At 61.1% G+C, this 14,836-nt stretch carries 15 protein-coding genes; 4 read left to right on the top strand and 11 right to left on the bottom strand.

The annotated features are described in order from the left end of the window. Window positions 1–356: 356 nt before the first annotated feature. Window positions 357–1,301: a tripartite tricarboxylate transporter substrate binding protein gene (locus RX331_RS19180; RefSeq protein WP_317251493.1), complete on the bottom strand. Its 945-nt coding sequence runs from the start codon at window positions 1,299–1,301 to the stop codon at window positions 357–359. Between the two features lie 363 nt (window positions 1,302–1,664). Here RX331_RS19180 and RX331_RS19175 point away from each other — a divergent pair, with 363 nt between their 5' ends. From RX331_RS19175 to RX331_RS19170, 3 genes are all read left to right on the top strand, one after another. Continuing rightward, window positions 1,665–3,425, top strand: a complete 1,761-nt coding sequence (locus tag RX331_RS19175) for an adenylate/guanylate cyclase domain-containing protein (protein ID WP_317251492.1) — start codon at window positions 1,665–1,667, stop codon at window positions 3,423–3,425. Window positions 3,426–4,031: 606 nt separating this feature from the next. Next, complete coding sequence (locus tag RX331_RS38835) at window positions 4,032–4,232, top strand: PilZ domain-containing protein (protein WP_410707861.1); 201 nt, start codon at window positions 4,032–4,034, stop codon at window positions 4,230–4,232. A gap of 148 nt (window positions 4,233–4,380) precedes the next feature. After that, the gene (locus RX331_RS19170) at window positions 4,381–4,674 is read left to right on the top strand and encodes a hypothetical protein (protein ID WP_317251491.1); all 294 of its coding nucleotides are present in this window, start codon (window positions 4,381–4,383) and stop codon (window positions 4,672–4,674) included. 97 nt (window positions 4,675–4,771) lie between these two features. Here RX331_RS19170 and ccoS read toward each other — a convergent pair whose 3' ends face one another. The 10 genes from ccoS to RX331_RS19120 all read right to left on the bottom strand — a co-directional run bounded on the left by ccoS (window position 4,772) and on the right by RX331_RS19120 (window position 14,284). Then, window positions 4,772–4,972, bottom strand: a complete 201-nt coding sequence (gene ccoS, locus RX331_RS19165; protein ID WP_317251490.1) for a cbb3-type cytochrome oxidase assembly protein CcoS — start codon at window positions 4,970–4,972, stop codon at window positions 4,772–4,774. Then, window positions 4,972–7,164, bottom strand: coding sequence for a heavy metal translocating P-type ATPase (locus RX331_RS19160; RefSeq protein WP_317251489.1), 2,193 nt, complete (start codon window positions 7,162–7,164; stop codon window positions 4,972–4,974). The genes ccoS and RX331_RS19160 overlap by 1 nt, the downstream gene beginning before the upstream one ends. 65 nt (window positions 7,165–7,229) lie before the next feature. Beyond that, window positions 7,230–7,676, bottom strand: coding sequence for a FixH family protein (locus RX331_RS19155; protein WP_317258179.1), 447 nt, complete (start codon window positions 7,674–7,676; stop codon window positions 7,230–7,232). Window positions 7,677–7,759: 83 nt separating this feature from the next. Next, entirely contained in the window at window positions 7,760–9,223 is a 1,464-nt protein-coding gene (ccoG, locus tag RX331_RS19150) for a cytochrome c oxidase accessory protein CcoG (RefSeq protein WP_317251488.1), read from the bottom strand. A 97-nt stretch (window positions 9,224–9,320) separates the two neighbouring features. Beyond that, window positions 9,321–10,193, bottom strand: coding sequence for a cytochrome-c oxidase, cbb3-type subunit III (ccoP, locus tag RX331_RS19145; protein WP_317251487.1), 873 nt, complete (start codon window positions 10,191–10,193; stop codon window positions 9,321–9,323). A 7-nt stretch (window positions 10,194–10,200) separates the two neighbouring features. Continuing rightward, window positions 10,201–10,365, bottom strand: coding sequence for a cbb3-type cytochrome c oxidase subunit 3 (locus RX331_RS19140; RefSeq protein WP_317251485.1), 165 nt, complete (start codon window positions 10,363–10,365; stop codon window positions 10,201–10,203). 9 nt (window positions 10,366–10,374) lie between these two features. Beyond that, window positions 10,375–11,109, bottom strand: coding sequence for a cytochrome-c oxidase, cbb3-type subunit II (gene ccoO, locus RX331_RS19135; protein ID WP_317251483.1), 735 nt, complete (start codon window positions 11,107–11,109; stop codon window positions 10,375–10,377). A gap of 12 nt (window positions 11,110–11,121) precedes the next feature. Beyond that, window positions 11,122–12,744 carry a cytochrome-c oxidase, cbb3-type subunit I gene (ccoN, locus tag RX331_RS19130; protein ID WP_317258178.1) on the bottom strand — a complete coding sequence of 541 codons (1,623 nt, stop codon included), beginning with the start codon at window positions 12,742–12,744 and terminating at the stop codon, window positions 11,122–11,124. A 589-nt stretch (window positions 12,745–13,333) separates the two neighbouring features. Continuing rightward, window positions 13,334–13,474, bottom strand: a complete 141-nt coding sequence (locus tag RX331_RS19125) for a hypothetical protein (RefSeq protein WP_317251482.1) — start codon at window positions 13,472–13,474, stop codon at window positions 13,334–13,336. Window positions 13,475–13,570: 96 nt separating this feature from the next. Then, complete coding sequence (locus RX331_RS19120; protein ID WP_317258177.1) at window positions 13,571–14,284, bottom strand: Crp/Fnr family transcriptional regulator; 714 nt, start codon at window positions 14,282–14,284, stop codon at window positions 13,571–13,573. 194 nt (window positions 14,285–14,478) lie between these two features. Here RX331_RS19120 and RX331_RS19115 point away from each other — a divergent pair, with 194 nt between their 5' ends. Beyond that, a complete protein-coding gene (locus RX331_RS19115) occupies window positions 14,479–14,796 on the top strand; it encodes a c-type cytochrome (protein WP_410707859.1) in 318 nt (105 codons plus the stop codon). Window positions 14,797–14,836: the final 40 nt, after the last annotated feature.

Here is a 14,836-nt window from a genome sequence, read left to right as displayed (position 1 = left end):
ATCACCACCGTCCGGTGACACCCCGAACCAGCGTTCAATGAAATCCACGGGCGTTCCTCCGTGTTGTCCTCGGTGTGACCCGTTTATACCACAGGCTGGCCTCCCAATTGAGGCAATTCGGTCAGGCGCTCCGCCATCGTTTCCGCCCCATGTTCGGGGGCGACTGCTGCCCTGCATTCGCTGAGGCCGCGGCACTCGCCAGCCGCTCACGGACGAATCACTCGAAACAACGGCGAGAACGAGAAGCCATGGTCGAAGTTGCAATGAAGGACGCTTGATCGAGCCACCTACGTCGCCCGGGAGGGCGTGGTGTGAAGCCCGAGGTCGCTCAATGGCGGACCGCCTTTTCCATCTTGTCAGGGTTGAACGCCGAGTACCTTAAGTATTGGCTGCCACCGTGCGTAATCTTTCTCATGCATCGCTCGTGCCTCAGCACCGGATCGCCATACCTGCTCAAATCCGACAGTTCGCAGTCTTTCCCGGCACCGCTCGGATGCTTGCCGGAAAATCTCGGAAAGTCGGGCGACTTCTTCTGATGATGTTTCCGGCGGAGCGAAGATGCCGACCCATCCTTCAGTCTCAATCCCGCTGCCGGTTTGTGCAAGGATGCGAAGCGAGTCCTGGAACGGGAGAAAGTCCGGAAAAGGGACGATCGCAAGCGCCACGTGGCCGCCGGCGACACTGAGGATCGCCGGCGCCGATCCCTGATAGGGCACATGCACCATCGGCAGTCCGTAATCGCTGAAAAACTTTGTACCGATGAGGTGAGGAATGCTCCCAGCGCCTGCGGTGGCAACGGTACGATATTTGTCCTCGTGCGACGCTCCCTTCATGTATTCGGCAAGAGTCGCCGGGGAATCTTTTTTTGTGACGGCAACGTATGAGAAGGTCGCCAACACTCCGATGGGGACGAGTCCGCTCTGAGGAGATGTTTTGAGCGACGATGTGGAGGACATGAATAAGAGCGTCTGGGTCCCCCTTTGCCGTAGTACCCAATCCGCCGCTATCGCTCCTCCCGCACCAGGTCGATTTTCCACGAGCGTCGGGCTTCGCGTGATTTGCTCTACTGATTCAGCAAAGATCCTGGCTGCAGTCGAAGAGGTCCCCCCTGCCGCAAATCCCACCACAAGCGTGATCTGGCCATCATTCGGCAGCGCGGGACTGGAAAGCATCACTAGCGCGGCAAAAACTAGCGGCGCGAGTCTCGGCACGTGGCTGATCCTTTTTCGATGCATGTCAGATGTGATCCTGAAATCGACGGCGCTACACCTTTTAATTGCGAACTTCTGAAAGAAACGCATTCTGGCCGGCTCGGCGCCTTATCGCTCTCCGGTAGGACATACCGACCCTGCCGCCCAACGCACGCGGTTCACCTTCAAAAGCTACAGGTAGAAATGCTCCGCGTATAGCCAGCGCGCACGACGATTTGAGCGGCCGATCGCGCCGCAATGACCTTACCAAGGCGGCGCCTCCCATCAGTGCGTCAGCGGCATTCGGCCGGTATTGCGGACACACGAGGGACGGCCGGTCACTGCGAGGCAACGACAACCAATCGTCGCCCTGAACCTAATGCAGCCGTTCCATGTTCGGCGCTCAATGGACACGCTCTGCTTCTGATAATAGAGTCAGATCCCCAAGGTCGGAGCGGATCGGGGCGAGCTGTCATGGCCGCAGGGCGTGTTGAACGACGACTGAGCGCTATTTTCGTGGCCGATGTGGCTGGCTACAGCCGCCTTATGGGCGCTGATGAGGAGGGTACGCACGCCCGGCTGAACGAACATCTGTCCGCACTCCTCTATCCCGAGATCGAACAACACGGCGGGCGGATCATCAGAAGTGCTGGTGACGGAATGTTGGTGGAGTTTGCAAGCGTGGTCAACGCGATGCGTTGCGCCGTTGCCATACAGCGGGGCATGATAGCCCGAAACGCCGACGTGCCAACTGACAACAGGATCGAATTCCGCATTGGCATCAATGCCGGCGACATTATCATCGAGGATGGCGATATTTTTGGGGATGGGGTCAACGTTGCGGCTCGGCTCGAGGCACTTTGCGAGCCTGGCGGTATCTGTGTGTCGCATCGCGTGCGAGAAGATACGCAGGATAAACTTGAAATCGAATTTGAAGATATAGGCGAGCAACAGCTCAAGAACATTGCACGGCCCGTGCGGGTCTATCAAGTGAGGCTCGACGACGCCCCGGCGCGGCCGGCGCTTGCGCTTCCCGACAAGCCATCGATAGCTGTCCTAGCCTTTGAAAATATGAGTGGCGACCCCGACCAGGAGTACTTTGCGGAAGGCATTTCGGACGACATTATCACCGAATTGTCCCGCTTTTCCGACTTGTTCGTGATCGCCCGCAATTCGAGTTTCCGATACAAGGGCAAGGCGGTTGATTTGCGTCAAGTGGGGCGAGAGCTCGGCGTTCGGTACGCCTTGGAGGGCAGCGTTCGTCGGGGCGGTGATCGGGTCCGCATCAGCGCGCAGTTGACCGATGCTGCAACTGGCGTCCACCGCTGGGCCGAGCGCTATGATCAGGAGTTAAGAGACGTATTTGCTATTCAAGATGACGTCGCGCGAACAATCGCAGCAATTCTTGTCGCGCATGTGAACAGGGCGGAAGCCGAGCGCACCTTGCTCAAGCCGCCTGCAACCTGGCAGGCCTACGATCATTTCATGCGTGCCGCGGCTGCATGGGTCTCGTTCCAGTCGTCGTGGCAGATGCAGGATCTATTGGAAGCGCGGCAGCATCTCGCGGATTCGCTATCCATCGATCCGAAGTATGCTCGTTGCTATACGATGCTGGCCAGCACTCATCGGGTGGCTTGGCTCAATCCCCTGAACGACGAATATTTGAACCCAACTGCCCTTGACCAAGCGATCAAATTGGCACGTACGGCGATTGAGCTCAATCCGAGCCTACCCGAAGCTTATGCGGAATTAGGATACATCATAATCCGCAAGCGCGACTTCGACGCAGCTCTTGCCGCCGCCGAAAGAGCCATTGCGCTAAACCCCACTTTTGCTGACTATCGCCTGGCGCAGGTGTTTTACTCAGTAGGAGAACCGGCCAGGGCAATTGCGATCGCCAAAATGCAAATGCGCCTTGATCCATTCCATCCACATTTTGCGCCGCTGATCGCGGGCGTAGCCCATTATCACCTCAGAGAGTATCACGATGCGCAACACTGGATAAGTGAAGCGATCGGCCGAGCACCCAATCACCAGTATGGCCATGCCTTCTTGGCCGCGACTTACGCTCAGCTGGGACGATTGGAAGATGCCCATGCGGAAGGAACTGAGGTTCTGCGCCTGAATCCGAGATACAGCATTAGCGGCACCCAGAAGCGGGTATCCGTTCTCAAACGCCCAGAAGACATGGAGCACCTGGTTGATGGGCTGCGAAAAGCGGGTCTTCCGGAATAACCAGATCAGGTTCAATACAATACCCTTCCTGACAACAAGAGTTCGTATCGAAGTAAAAAACCGGATGCCGTTTCGGCTTACGCACGCTGTCGCCGAACTGCAGCAAGAGGTGAAAGTCCTCCAATTGCCGCTTGAAACGTTGGGGATTGCGGAAGGCGAGACAGAAGGCCGCCACCTTGCCCAGGTCGTCAGCCGTGTGGAGCCCTATATCCCGGTTCGAAAAAATTGGCCGCGCAAATTTCCTCGGTCACCTCGCCGTAGTCGGGACCGTAGATTGATCACGGCTCCAAGCTAAATTCACTGAGATTTCAACGGAGTTGACAGGATACCCATTCCGCCAGAACCTATTGAAATCATTACTGATTATGAATTTAATGATTCGTGCGCACAATCGGGCGTACAAACTGTTTTGGTTGTACTGGCCGTCTGCGCCGCCCTCTACCTGGCATCCGGCAGACGCTTCGATACTCCTTCCCGCCGGATACCTGAGCCGCCTCGCCCCAACTGACCTCGCATGAGCATCCGTCGCCTTCTAGCCGAATAGGAACAGGTCTCGCGCTGTCTTGTTACTGCCAGATGTTGCTGTGGCAGTTGGGATGAAGAAGTTTGAGATCAGCACGTATCGAGTTTAGCGGGCGCATCATCGCCTGTCTTATTCGTAACCAATCCGCAACGGGAGCGGCACTGGAGGTGGAGGACCCCTGGGGCATCCCGACTCAATTCACCCTCTGGATTGCTGAAGACACAAATTTGGGCTGCGCCATCATATGGCGGGTGAGACGATTAATCGGAGTCAAATTCCGATGAGCGCAACTTCGATAGGAACCGGCGGGCCTAAAACTTTCGTTAGGAACTAACGGTGCTACCCATCTGGCCTCCGACCCTCCAGATGCCCCCAAAGCCCCAGAGGCGGAGGTAGGTTCGCGGCCCCGGGCACGACAACCGGGGCCGCGGCTTGGACCGCCAGCGCAATCAGGAAGACGCCCTCGCCGCCAAGCGCTGGACGTCTTCGAAGATCGACAACGCCATCGCCTCCTCGCAGCCGCCGCCCGAAGCGAGTTCGCCACCGGTTGCGGCGGACGAGCATCGCGCGCCGAATGTCTTTCCAATGAGTGCGGCAATCATCGTGCTGGTGGTTGTGGTGGGGATTTCGATCGCCTTGCTGATTCCGCGGCCTATGCGACCTCAACTCCATCTGCTCCGTCACAGGCCAGCATTCAGGGTCAACAGACCCAGAGCAATGGTTTGACCAAGGACACCAACGATTTCCTGCAGCAGCTTTCGCAGCGGCCTGCTATAGCTCCCAAGGGTCGGTCCCATTCGGTTGTCGATTGCCGCGCATCCACCTACCGAGGCGGCCGTCCGGCGTCCGCTTCCTGTCGACGATACACCGGCTGTTCTACAGCCGGCTCATCATCGGCAATCGCCCGCCACCCTGCCCCTTCCAAATCGTCATACTGGCCGTTCTTGAGCGACCAGAGAAAGCCCGCCAGGCCGAGGGCGCCGAGCGTCAGGGCGAGCGGCACGAGAAACACCAAAACTTCCATCAGCCAAACTCCCTGGCGCCGCGATGGGCGCGTAGTGCGTTTAGGATCACCAGCAGCGAGGAGCCGGACATCGCGGCGGCCGCGACCAGCGGCGTGGCAAGGCCGGCGATAGCGACCGGGACGGCAAGCGCGTTGTAGCCGGCGGCCAGCCAGAGATTCTGCCGCATCAGACGCAGCGCCTTGCGCGCGAAGCCGATCGCGCCGACGACGGGCGCGAGGCGGTCGCCGAGGAAGACCAGATCGGCCGTCGCCTGGCTCAAATGCGTCGCGCTGACCGGCGACATCGAGACATGCGCAGCCGCCAGCGCCGGCGCGTCGTTTATGCCGTCGCCGACCATCAGAACCTTGGCGCCCTGCCGCTTTAATTCTTCGATGCGGGCGATCTTGTCCGCCGGCGTCACGCCCGCGCGCCATTCGTGAATGCCGAGCTGTCCAGCCGCTTGGCGTACGGCAGGCTCACGGTCGCCGGACAGGATCTCGACCTGGATCCCGGTCTTCAGCAACGCCGCAATCGCGCTGGCCGCATCGGCCCGCAGGCGCTGCCGCACGGCGAAGACGTGACGCGCCTCGCCGTGACGGAAAGCGACGACGGAAGCCTCCGGATCCCTGCACAGGATCTCATTGGCAATCTGGTCCGCGCCGCAGAATGACGGCCGGCCCAGCCGTACCTCGAGCCCGTCGATGGTGCCGCGCACGCCCTGGCCCGCCACCTCCTCGATCCCGGCGAGCGGCGTCTTTGCGCCCGATGCCCGCGCCACCGCGGCCGCGACCGGGTGATGGCTGGCAAGCGCGAGCCGTCCGGCCAGCTCGAAGACATCATGCGGAATTTCGACGGGATTGGCAACGTCGAGTTCGGGAAGCGTCAGCGTGCCCGTCTTGTCGAACACGACGTGATCGACACCCGCCAGGCGTTCGATCGCATCGCCGGAATTGAGCAGCACGCCGGTGCGGAACATGGCGCCCGAGACCACCGTCTGCACCGCCGGGATCGCCAGCCCGAGCGCGCAGGGACAGGTGATGATGAGAACCGAGATCGCGGTGACGATGGCATCATGCCAGGTGGCGCCGAACGCGGCCCAGCCCAGCATGGTCAAAAGCGCCGCCGCATGCACGACGGGCGCATAGAGCCGCGACGCACGATCGGCGAGCTGCACGTAACGGGAGCGCGCCTGCACGGCGTTGTCAAGCAGCCGGCTGATCTCCGCAAGCAGCGTGCCTTCGGACGCCGCCGACACCCGCACCCGCAAGGCGCCGGACAGGTTGAGCGTGCCGGCATAGACGGCGGTGCCCGGCGCCGCCTTGGCGGGCATGGTCTCGCCGGTGATCAGGCTCTGGTCGATCTTGGATTGCCCCTCGATCACGACGCCGTCGACCGAAGAACGCTCGCCCGGACGTAGCAGCACGATATCGCCAGCATGCACGGCGGCGATCGGCACCACGCTGATCTCGTCAGTACCGACGAATTTCGTAGCGGTTTCTCCCTTCAGCGCGGCCAGGTTTCCAGCCACCGCCCGTGTCTTGCGGCGCATGCTCTGGTCGAGATAGCGGCCGGCCAAGAGGAAGGAGAGCAGCATCACGGCGGCATCGAAATAGGCGTGATCTGCGTGATGAATCGTCTCCATCACCGACATCGCCAGCGCCAGCACGATGCCGATCGAGATCGGGACATCCATGTTGGTGCGGCGGGCCCGCAACGCGCTCCACGCCGACCGAAAGAACGGCTGTCCCGAATAGGCCGCCGCTGGCAGCGCGATCAGCGCCGACAGCCAGTGGAAGAAATCGCGCTGCTCCGGGATCATGTCGGTGACATTGCCGGACCACACCGGGATCGACAGCATCATGATGTTCATGGCGGCAAAGGCGGCGACGCCAAGACAGCGCAGCAGGAAGCTCGCTTGCGCCGTCTCAACCGCTTCGGCGCGCACCGGCTCGAACGGATAGGCCTTGTAGCCGAGCTCAGCCAGGCGGTCGATGAACCGGGCAGGATCGAGCGCGCCCTCCCTCCATTCCAGCGCCACGCGGCGGTGGGTCAGGTTGACGCGCGCCAGCGTCACGTCCGGAAGCGCGGAGAGGCCGCGCTCGATCTTCGACATGCAGCCGGCGCAACTAACGCCCTCCACCGCCAGATCGATATGGGCCAGCCCTGATCCGAGGTGCCGCACGTAATGTGAAAAGTCTCGCGTCGCCTGCATGATCAAGTCTCTTTTTCTAAGCACGATCTTTTCGGAAAACCGGTTTCCACTTTCCGGATCATGCCCTAGTTCAACAACACGCGGTTCTTGGACAGAAACAGCCGCTGGCCGCCTGCCGCGCCTTCGACCACGAGGTCCCATTGGCCCGGCGCGATGGCTTCTGCATTGCCGCGGTAGATGCCGATCCCCACTTCGGCGAGTGAGACTGCGTGGTCGGCGCGGCGGTCGGTCGGCCGTTCGAACCGGCCCTGGAATTTCAGGCCGGACATGGGTCGGCCCAGATTGTCGCGCGCCTCGACCTGCAGCGTCGCGCCGCCCTCCCCGCTGCGTTCGACATGGGCCTCGACCTTCCAGTTACGCGCGCTCTGGGCCTGCGCCGTGGCGATCTCTTTTTGATAGGCAAGGCTGGCGCTGTAGGCGCTGTCCACCTCGGTGCCGGGCAAGGTCTGGATCGCAAGCCGCATCATGATGACATTGACGCCGATCACCACGCCGAAAAACGCCACCATCATGAAGAACACCATGCGCCCGGTGATGGGTCGTGACGGCTGCGCCTGATTCATGTGGATACTCCCAGGGGAATTCATAAGGGAATTCATGGCGACACGAAATGATCGGTGGCGGTGGCAACTTCGCCGAGTCCGATGTCGGTGACGCGGAAGTTCATCGGAATGGATTTCGCGGGATTGTTCTCCGCGGGGGCCGTGACCAGAATCCGCAGCTCGGTCGTCGTGTCGCGCGCCAGGATGATCACCGGCCGGTCCTGCGTCACCGAATCGGCCCCGACGACATGCAGCGTCGCATTGACCGGGCCGTCGACATCGATCGCAATGGCGCGGTCGAAGCCGCGCTTGTTCAATAGGCGCACGGTATAAGCGTTGCGGATCGATCCATCGGAGAGCTTTACCGCGACCGGATTACGGTCGTGCAGCACGTTGACATCGAGCAGCGTGCGCGTCAGCATAGCATAGAGCATGATGGCGCCGACGGCGGCGATCAACGCAGCATAGGTGATGGTGCGGGGTCGCACGATGCGGTAGATCGGCGGCTTGCCTTCCTGGCGACGATGAATGTTGATGTCATTATCGTAGCCGATCAGCCGGGTCGGCCGGCCGATCTTGGTCATGACCGTGTCGCAGGCGTCGATGCAGAGCCCGCACTGGATGCAGTCGAGCTGCGAACCGTTGCGGATGTCGATGCCGGTCGGACAGACCGCCACACACTGGTAGCAGTCGATGCAATCGCCAACCGACTGGCCGAGCGCGCGCAGCTCGTTCGCCTTCTTCAGCGACGTGCGCGATTCGCCGCGATCATATTTGTAGGTGACGTTGAGCGCCCATTCATCCGTGAGCGCCGCCTGGATGCGTGGCCACGGGCACATATAGACGCAGACCTGCTCGCGCATCCAGCCGGCGAAGATGTAGGTGGTTGCTGTCAGGATGCCAATCCAGATATAGGCGATGGCCGGCGCCTGGAAGGTGACGAGCTGCTTCACCAGGGTCGGCGCGTCGTTGAAATAGAGCACCCAGGCGCCGCCGGTCCACCAGGCGATCATCAGCCAGATCGAATGCTTGAGCAGGATCTCGGCGAAGCGCTCGAGCTTCATGGTGCCCTTGGCCGCGTCCTTGCGCATGCGCTCGCGCCGGTCGCCCTCGATCAGCCGCTCGACGGCGTAGAACAAGTCGGTCCAGACCGTTTGCGGGCAGAGATAACCGCACCAGATGCGGCCGCCGACGGCGTTCATCAGGAACAGCGTCAGCGCGGCCACGATCAATAGGCCGGTGAAGTAATAGACCTCCTGCGGCCACAGCTCGATGAAGAAGAAATAGAAGCGGCTGTTCGGCAGATCGACCAGCACCGCCTGGTCCGGCGCGCCCAAGCCGCGGTTCCAGCGCACGAACGGCAGCAGGTAATAGACGCCGAGGCAGAACGCCATCAGCCCCCATTTGGTCCGGCGGAAGGTTCCGGAGACGCTTTGCGGATAGACCTTCTTGCGCGCCGCATAAAGAGGCGCGTTGTCGTCAAGTTCAAGCTCGGTCGGGTTCACGGTCTTGTTCATCGCTGGGTCGATCTCGTAAGGCGTTCACTGTAGACCCAGCCCCGCAACCGCGTTTGATCCACCTCAAGGAAGGCGGTGCCGCAGCATCGCCCGGCGGCTAATTGCCTCCGCCGAGCGAGTGCACATAGACCGTCAGCGCCTTGATCGTGGACGGGTCGAGCCGCCCCACCCAGGCCGGCATGACGCCGGCGCGGCCGTTGCTGATGGTCTCGATCAGCGTTGCCTCATCCGACCCGTAGAGCCAGATCTTGTCGGTCAGGTTCGGGGCACCGAGCTCCTGGTTTCCCTTGCCATTGTCGCCATGGCACGAGGTGCAATTGTCGGCAAAGATTTTGGCCCCGGCGGCGGCGTTATAGCCGGCGGCCGTCGGCAGGCCCGAAAGCGACCGGACGTAATTGGCGACGGTGACGATCTCGTCCTTTTTGAGGATGCCGTCCTTGCCGAAGGCCAGCATGGCGCCCTCATGCGCTTTCGCATGGCCCGAGCGGGCGCCGAACTGGATCGTCTGCATGATCTGGTCGAGGCTGCCGCCCCATAGCCATTCGTCGTCGTTCAGGTTGGGATAGCCTTTGGCCCCTGCCCCGCCGCTACCGTGGCACGGCGCGCAGTTGTCGCCGAACACCGTCTTGCCGCGGGCGCGGGCCAGCGCCAGCAGGGCTGGATTTTTCTCGATCTCCTCCAGCGAGGCGTTGCCGAGCGCAACCATTTTGTCGCCGCGGATCTTCTCCAGATTGGCAAGCTCCGTAGCAACCTCGGCGCGGGTCGAGTAGTTCCAGATGCCGGTCGTATGGCTCCAGAGCAGCGGCCAGGCCGGATACACAATCCAGTAGCCGACCGCCCAGACGATGGTCAGATAGAAGGTGATCAGCCACCAGCGCGGCAGCGGCGTGTTGAGCTCCTTGATGCCATCCCACTGATGACCGGTGGTGGTTGTTCCGGAGACGTGATCGAGATCGCCGTGTTCGGTCATGGCTATATCACTCCTCGCGCAAGGGCATTTTGGCCGCTTCGTCGAAGACAGCCTTGTTGCGCGGCCAAAGGGCGTAGGTCAGAATTGCGATGAAGATGCCGACGAAGATCGGCGTCCAGAACGTCGTGACGAGGTCCGACGCAATGTTGTGGGCCGTGAGAATTGCTTTCATCGTTCTGCCTCAGCGAAGATTGGCTTTTTCGTTGTAAAGCTTGAAGTCGACCAGCGTGCCGAGCATCTGCAGGTACGCCACCAGCGCATCCATTTCGGTCGGCGCGCCGCTCTTGCCGTCGAAATTGCGGGCAACCGCCTTCGGATAGCGCTTGGTGAACGCATCCACGCCCGGGTTATCGGGATCGGCCTGCGCCTTGAGATCGGCGGCGGCGTTGGCGATCTGCTCGTCGGTATAGGGCACGCCGACGGCGCGGTTGGTGCGCAAGTGGCTGGCGACGCTGGCCTCATCGACTTCCGTCTGCGACAGGAAGGAATAACCGGGCATCACCGACTGCGGCACGATCGCGCGTGGATTATTCAGATGCGTGACGTGCCATTCGTCGGAATATTTGCCGCCGACCCGCGCCAGATCGGGCCCGGTGCGTTTCGACCCCCACTGGAACGGATGGTCGTACATGCTCTCGGCCGCGAGCGAGTAATGACCGTAACGCTCGATCTCGTCGCGCAGCGGCCGGACCATCTGCGAGTGACAGAGATAGCATCCTTCGCGCACATAGACGTTCCGCCCGGCGAGCTCGAGCGGCGTGTACGGCCTGACGCCGTCGACCTTTTCGATCGTGCTCTTGAGATAGAACAGCGGGGTGATTTCAACGAGGCCGCCGATCGCGACCACCGCGAGGATGCCCGCGACGAGGACGATCGAGTTCTTTTCGAAGATTTGATGTCGTGACCAGAATGACATGTCTATCGCTCCTCATTCCGCCGGCTGAAGAGCGACGGGCGACTGCACTTCCGATTCGCCGACCCGCACCGTCATCCAGAGATTATAGGCCATGATCAACGACCCGATCAGGAACAGCGCTCCGCCGGCGGCGCGGATGATGTAGAAGGGATGCATCGCTTCCACGGTCTCGATGAAGGAATATTCGAGGAAGCCGAGCGAGGTGTAAGCGCGCCACATCAGGCCCTGCAGGATTCCCGACACCCACATCGCCGAGATGTAGAGCACGATGCCGATGGTGGCGGTCCAGAAGTGCCAGTTGACGAGCTTCAGGCTGTAGAGGCCCTTGCGATCCCACAGCCAGGGAACGAGGCAATACAGCGCGCCGAATGAAACGAAGCCGACCCAGCCCAGCGCACCCGAATGCACGTGGCCGATCGTCCAGTCGGTGTAGTGGCTGAGCGAATTGACAACCTTGATCGACATCATCGGCCCTTCGAAGGTTGACATGCCGTAGAATGCGACCGACACCACGAGCATGCGCAGCACGGGATCAGTGCGGAGCTTGTCCCAGGCACCCGACAGCGTCATCAGGCCGTTGATCATGCCCCCCCAGGACGGCATCCACAGCATGATAGAGAACGTCATGCCGAGCGTCTGCGCCCAGTCCGGCAATGCCGTGTAGTGCAAATGGTGCGGGCCGGCCCAGATGTAGAGGAAGATCAGCGACCAGAAATGGATGATCGATAGCCGATAGGAATAAACCGGTCGCTCGGCGCGCTTCGGGATGAAGTAATACATGATGGCAAGGAAGCCGGCGGTCAGGAAGAAGCCGACCGCGTTATGGCCGTACCACCACTGGAACATCGCGTCCTGCACACCGCCCCAGGCAATGTAGGATTTCGAGCCGAACACCGAGACCGGTAGCGCGGGATTGTTGCCGAGATGCAGCACCGCAATGGTGATGATGAAGGCGAAATAGAACCAGTTGGCGACGAAGATATGCGGCTCTTTCCGCTTGACGACGGTCATCAGGAAGACCAGCAGATAGACCACCCAGACGATCGTCAGCCAGAGGTCCGCGTACCATTCGGGTTCTGCATATTCCTTGGACTGGGTGACACCGAGCAGATAGCCGGTGCCCGCGACCAGGATGAAGAAGTTATAGCCGACGACGACGAACCAGGGCGCCAGATCGCCCGCCAGCCGCGTGCGGCAGGTCTTCTGCACGACATAGAACGAGCTTGCGATCAGAACGTTGCCGCCGAAGGCGAAGATTACGGCCGACGTGTGCAGCGGCCGCAGGCGGCCAAAGCTGGTCCATGGCAGATCGAGGTTGAGCGACGGCCATGCGAGCTGCGAAGCGATCAACAGCCCGACTGCAAATCCCGCGATGCCCCAGAATACCGACATCACGGCCGAAAACTTGATCGGACCCATATTGTAGTTGGGCCGGCCGTTGATCTCCTGCGGCGGCAGGGCTGCCGGACGCGCGAAATACCGGTTGCCGATGGCGATCACCGCCGCGAGGCTGGCGGCGGCCGAGAGCGCCGCATGGAAGGCATAAGCCGGATCAAGCGCCTTCGCCACGGCGAGCAGGCACAGGAACGCGGACAGCGAAAAGACCAGCACCAGACCGGCTTCGCCGTGTGTCATCGATTTTGCGGTTGGAGATTGGATCATCGGTGTGAGTCTCTTCTGCGAATACCAGCTTCACTGATCACAGCTTCGCGATACGGGAATTGATCGAAGTCAATTTCCTTCCGCTTTGCTCAGGTCAGTGCGAATGGGAGTTGGAACCGAACGAATTCAGCAACAGCATGGGCCGATCGGCAGGCAGGGCTCAGCAGCCTTGCCATGTTCTCGGTCGTCATCGAGCTCTGTCACGGCACTCACGCCATCGCGCCTGGCCGATGGCCCGTAAAATTCCGGATGCGAACGATCGCGCGCTTTGGTGCATGCTTTCCTATCGGTCGGATACGCGAGCCTGGCCGTGATCGCCTGCATTCGGCGACCAACAGCGGCAACCAACCTTCCGGCATTTGCGGGCATGATCGTCACAACGATACCTCACGAGACCACGCGAACGAAAAGCGTAGTCCGGCGTCCGATGTGTTGACATGAATCAAGTGAGATAGGGATCATTGTAGATCCGCCGAGCAGATCTCTGCTTGTCGAGCGTCCACAGCGATTGACGACCGATCTGCTCTGGCCGCTGGGGCAGGCGACCGTCGCCGCGGCGCGATCAGAATGCGCGGCGCTTGGCCGTGGAAGAATCGGCCAGCTGCTTCGGCCGTGTCTGCAAGTCGCCCCAGTACAGCACGGCAGCAAAGATCGCGAACATTGCGACGATGCAGATGGTCACGAGTAACGAGTCGATAGGCATACGGCTGACCTCCTCCAATGACGGAGAAAACATGCCTGCGAGCCGGAACCGGGGCTTTGACCTGCATCAAATGCGACGTCGGCTCCCACCGGTGTTCTAGGCCGCGGCCATGGCGGCGGCGCGGTCCGCGTCCAACAGACGGACACCGCCCGTGACGATGATGAGCATCTTCTCGCGCTCGAATCGGGTGAGCGTGCGGCTTACGGTTTCGATCGTCAGCCCGAGGTAATCAGCGATGTCCTGCCGGCTCATCGGCAGCGCGATGGTTTGCCTGACGTCGCCGATCTGGGCCAGGCGTTCGCGCCATCCGACCAGGAAGGAGGCCACCTTCTCTTCCGCCGTGCGCCGCCCCAGCAGCAACATCTGCTCCTGGGCCAACATGAGTTCGCGCGCCGAGAACTCATTGATCCGAAGCAGAAAATGCGGCCGCTGTTCAATGAAATGCGAGAATGCTTCTTTGGGAAGGCGGCACGCCGTCACGGCATCGATCGCATCCGCCGAGAACGTGTAACGATCAGACGGCGCGGTGCCGAGAAAGTCACCCGGCAGTGCAAAGCCGATCACCTGACGCCGCCCATCCGGCAACAATTTATACAGCCGCGCGACGCCTGAGGTCAGACTGTGGACCGAATGCGCGAGCTCGCCCGCCATGAACAGCGCTTCGTTGGGCGCAAGATGAAGATGGCGGGCGATTCGCTCGAACTGGGCAAGATCGGTCTGGTCGAGTACGCCGCAGATGCTGAGTGAGCGGACGGTACAAGCCGAGCAGCGGCCGAAACTTGCCCGATTTGGAGAAATGGTTCGTATCATTACCGCTGCCCGTTCGAGCGCCGGATGGACGCCATGTCGCGCGCGACTACGGCGGGTGCCCGACGACCAGTAGATATAATTCATTGAGCGAATCCACCGCTGGCCGGTTGATCCAGATCAAGTTGATCGGCGGTAAAACCACCACAGTGGGCTCTGGGCTGGAATACGCGCTTTTCCTCGGAGCTGAAGCTGCAATGATCGGACGAATTCTGATTCCGCTGGCGTTTACGTTCATCTCTCTGACGCCGGCCATGGCGGCTTCGCCGCAGGAGCAGCGCGGCAGGACCTTTGCCTTGAACAATTGCGCGAAGTGCCATTCGATCGACAAGGTTACGCCGAGCCCGCTCAAGATCGCGCCGCCGTTCCGCACGCTGCACAAGCGCTATCCGATCGAAACGCTGGGAGAGGCGCTGGCCGAGGGAATTTCGACCGGCCATCCGACCATGCCGGAGTTCCGGCTCGAGCCGGACCAGATCGGCGATCTGCTGGCCTATCTCAAGACGCTCGAATAAGCGGATGGGCCAAGGGCGCGGCTATCCCCTCGCCCTTCGA

This window comes from Bradyrhizobium sp. BWA-3-5 (assembly GCF_032917985.1).
GTDB lineage: Bacteria > Pseudomonadota > Alphaproteobacteria > Rhizobiales > Xanthobacteraceae > Bradyrhizobium.
The sequence above is the reverse complement of the archived record's forward strand: the minus strand, read 5'-3'. Positions and strand labels throughout refer to the sequence as shown.

Bases quoted from the DNA above. Each gene is read 5' to 3' on its own strand.
- ccoS (WP_317251490.1), bottom strand. From the start codon at position 4,972: ATGGAAGTTTTGGTGTTTCTCGTGCCGCTCGCCCTGACGCTCGGCGCC.
- RX331_RS19140 (WP_317251485.1), bottom strand. From the start codon at position 10,365: ATGAAAGCAATTCTCACGGCCCACAACATTGCGTCGGACCTCGTCACG.
- RX331_RS19155 (WP_317258179.1), bottom strand. From the start codon at position 7,676: ATGATGGTGGCGTTTTTCGGCGTGGTGATCGGCGTCAATGTCATCATG.
- RX331_RS19160 (WP_317251489.1), bottom strand. From the start codon at position 7,164: ATGCAGGCGACGCGAGACTTTTCACATTACGTGCGGCACCTCGGATCA.
- RX331_RS19175 (WP_317251492.1), top strand. From the start codon at position 1,665: ATGGCCGCAGGGCGTGTTGAACGACGACTGAGCGCTATTTTCGTGGCC.
- RX331_RS19120 (WP_317258177.1), bottom strand. From the start codon at position 14,284: ATGATACGAACCATTTCTCCAAATCGGGCAAGTTTCGGCCGCTGCTCG.
- ccoG (WP_317251488.1), bottom strand. From the start codon at position 9,223: ATGAACAAGACCGTGAACCCGACCGAGCTTGAACTTGACGACAACGCG.
- RX331_RS19180 (WP_317251493.1), bottom strand. From the start codon at position 1,301: ATGCGTTTCTTTCAGAAGTTCGCAATTAAAAGGTGTAGCGCCGTCGAT.
- ccoO (WP_317251483.1), bottom strand. From the start codon at position 11,109: ATGTCATTCTGGTCACGACATCAAATCTTCGAAAAGAACTCGATCGTC.
- RX331_RS19125 (WP_317251482.1), bottom strand. From the start codon at position 13,474: ATGCCTATCGACTCGTTACTCGTGACCATCTGCATCGTCGCAATGTTC.
- ccoN (WP_317258178.1), bottom strand. From the start codon at position 12,744: ATGACACACGGCGAAGCCGGTCTGGTGCTGGTCTTTTCGCTGTCCGCG.
- ccoP (WP_317251487.1), bottom strand. From the start codon at position 10,193: ATGACCGAACACGGCGATCTCGATCACGTCTCCGGAACAACCACCACC.
- RX331_RS19115 (WP_410707859.1), top strand. From the start codon at position 14,479: ATGATCGGACGAATTCTGATTCCGCTGGCGTTTACGTTCATCTCTCTG.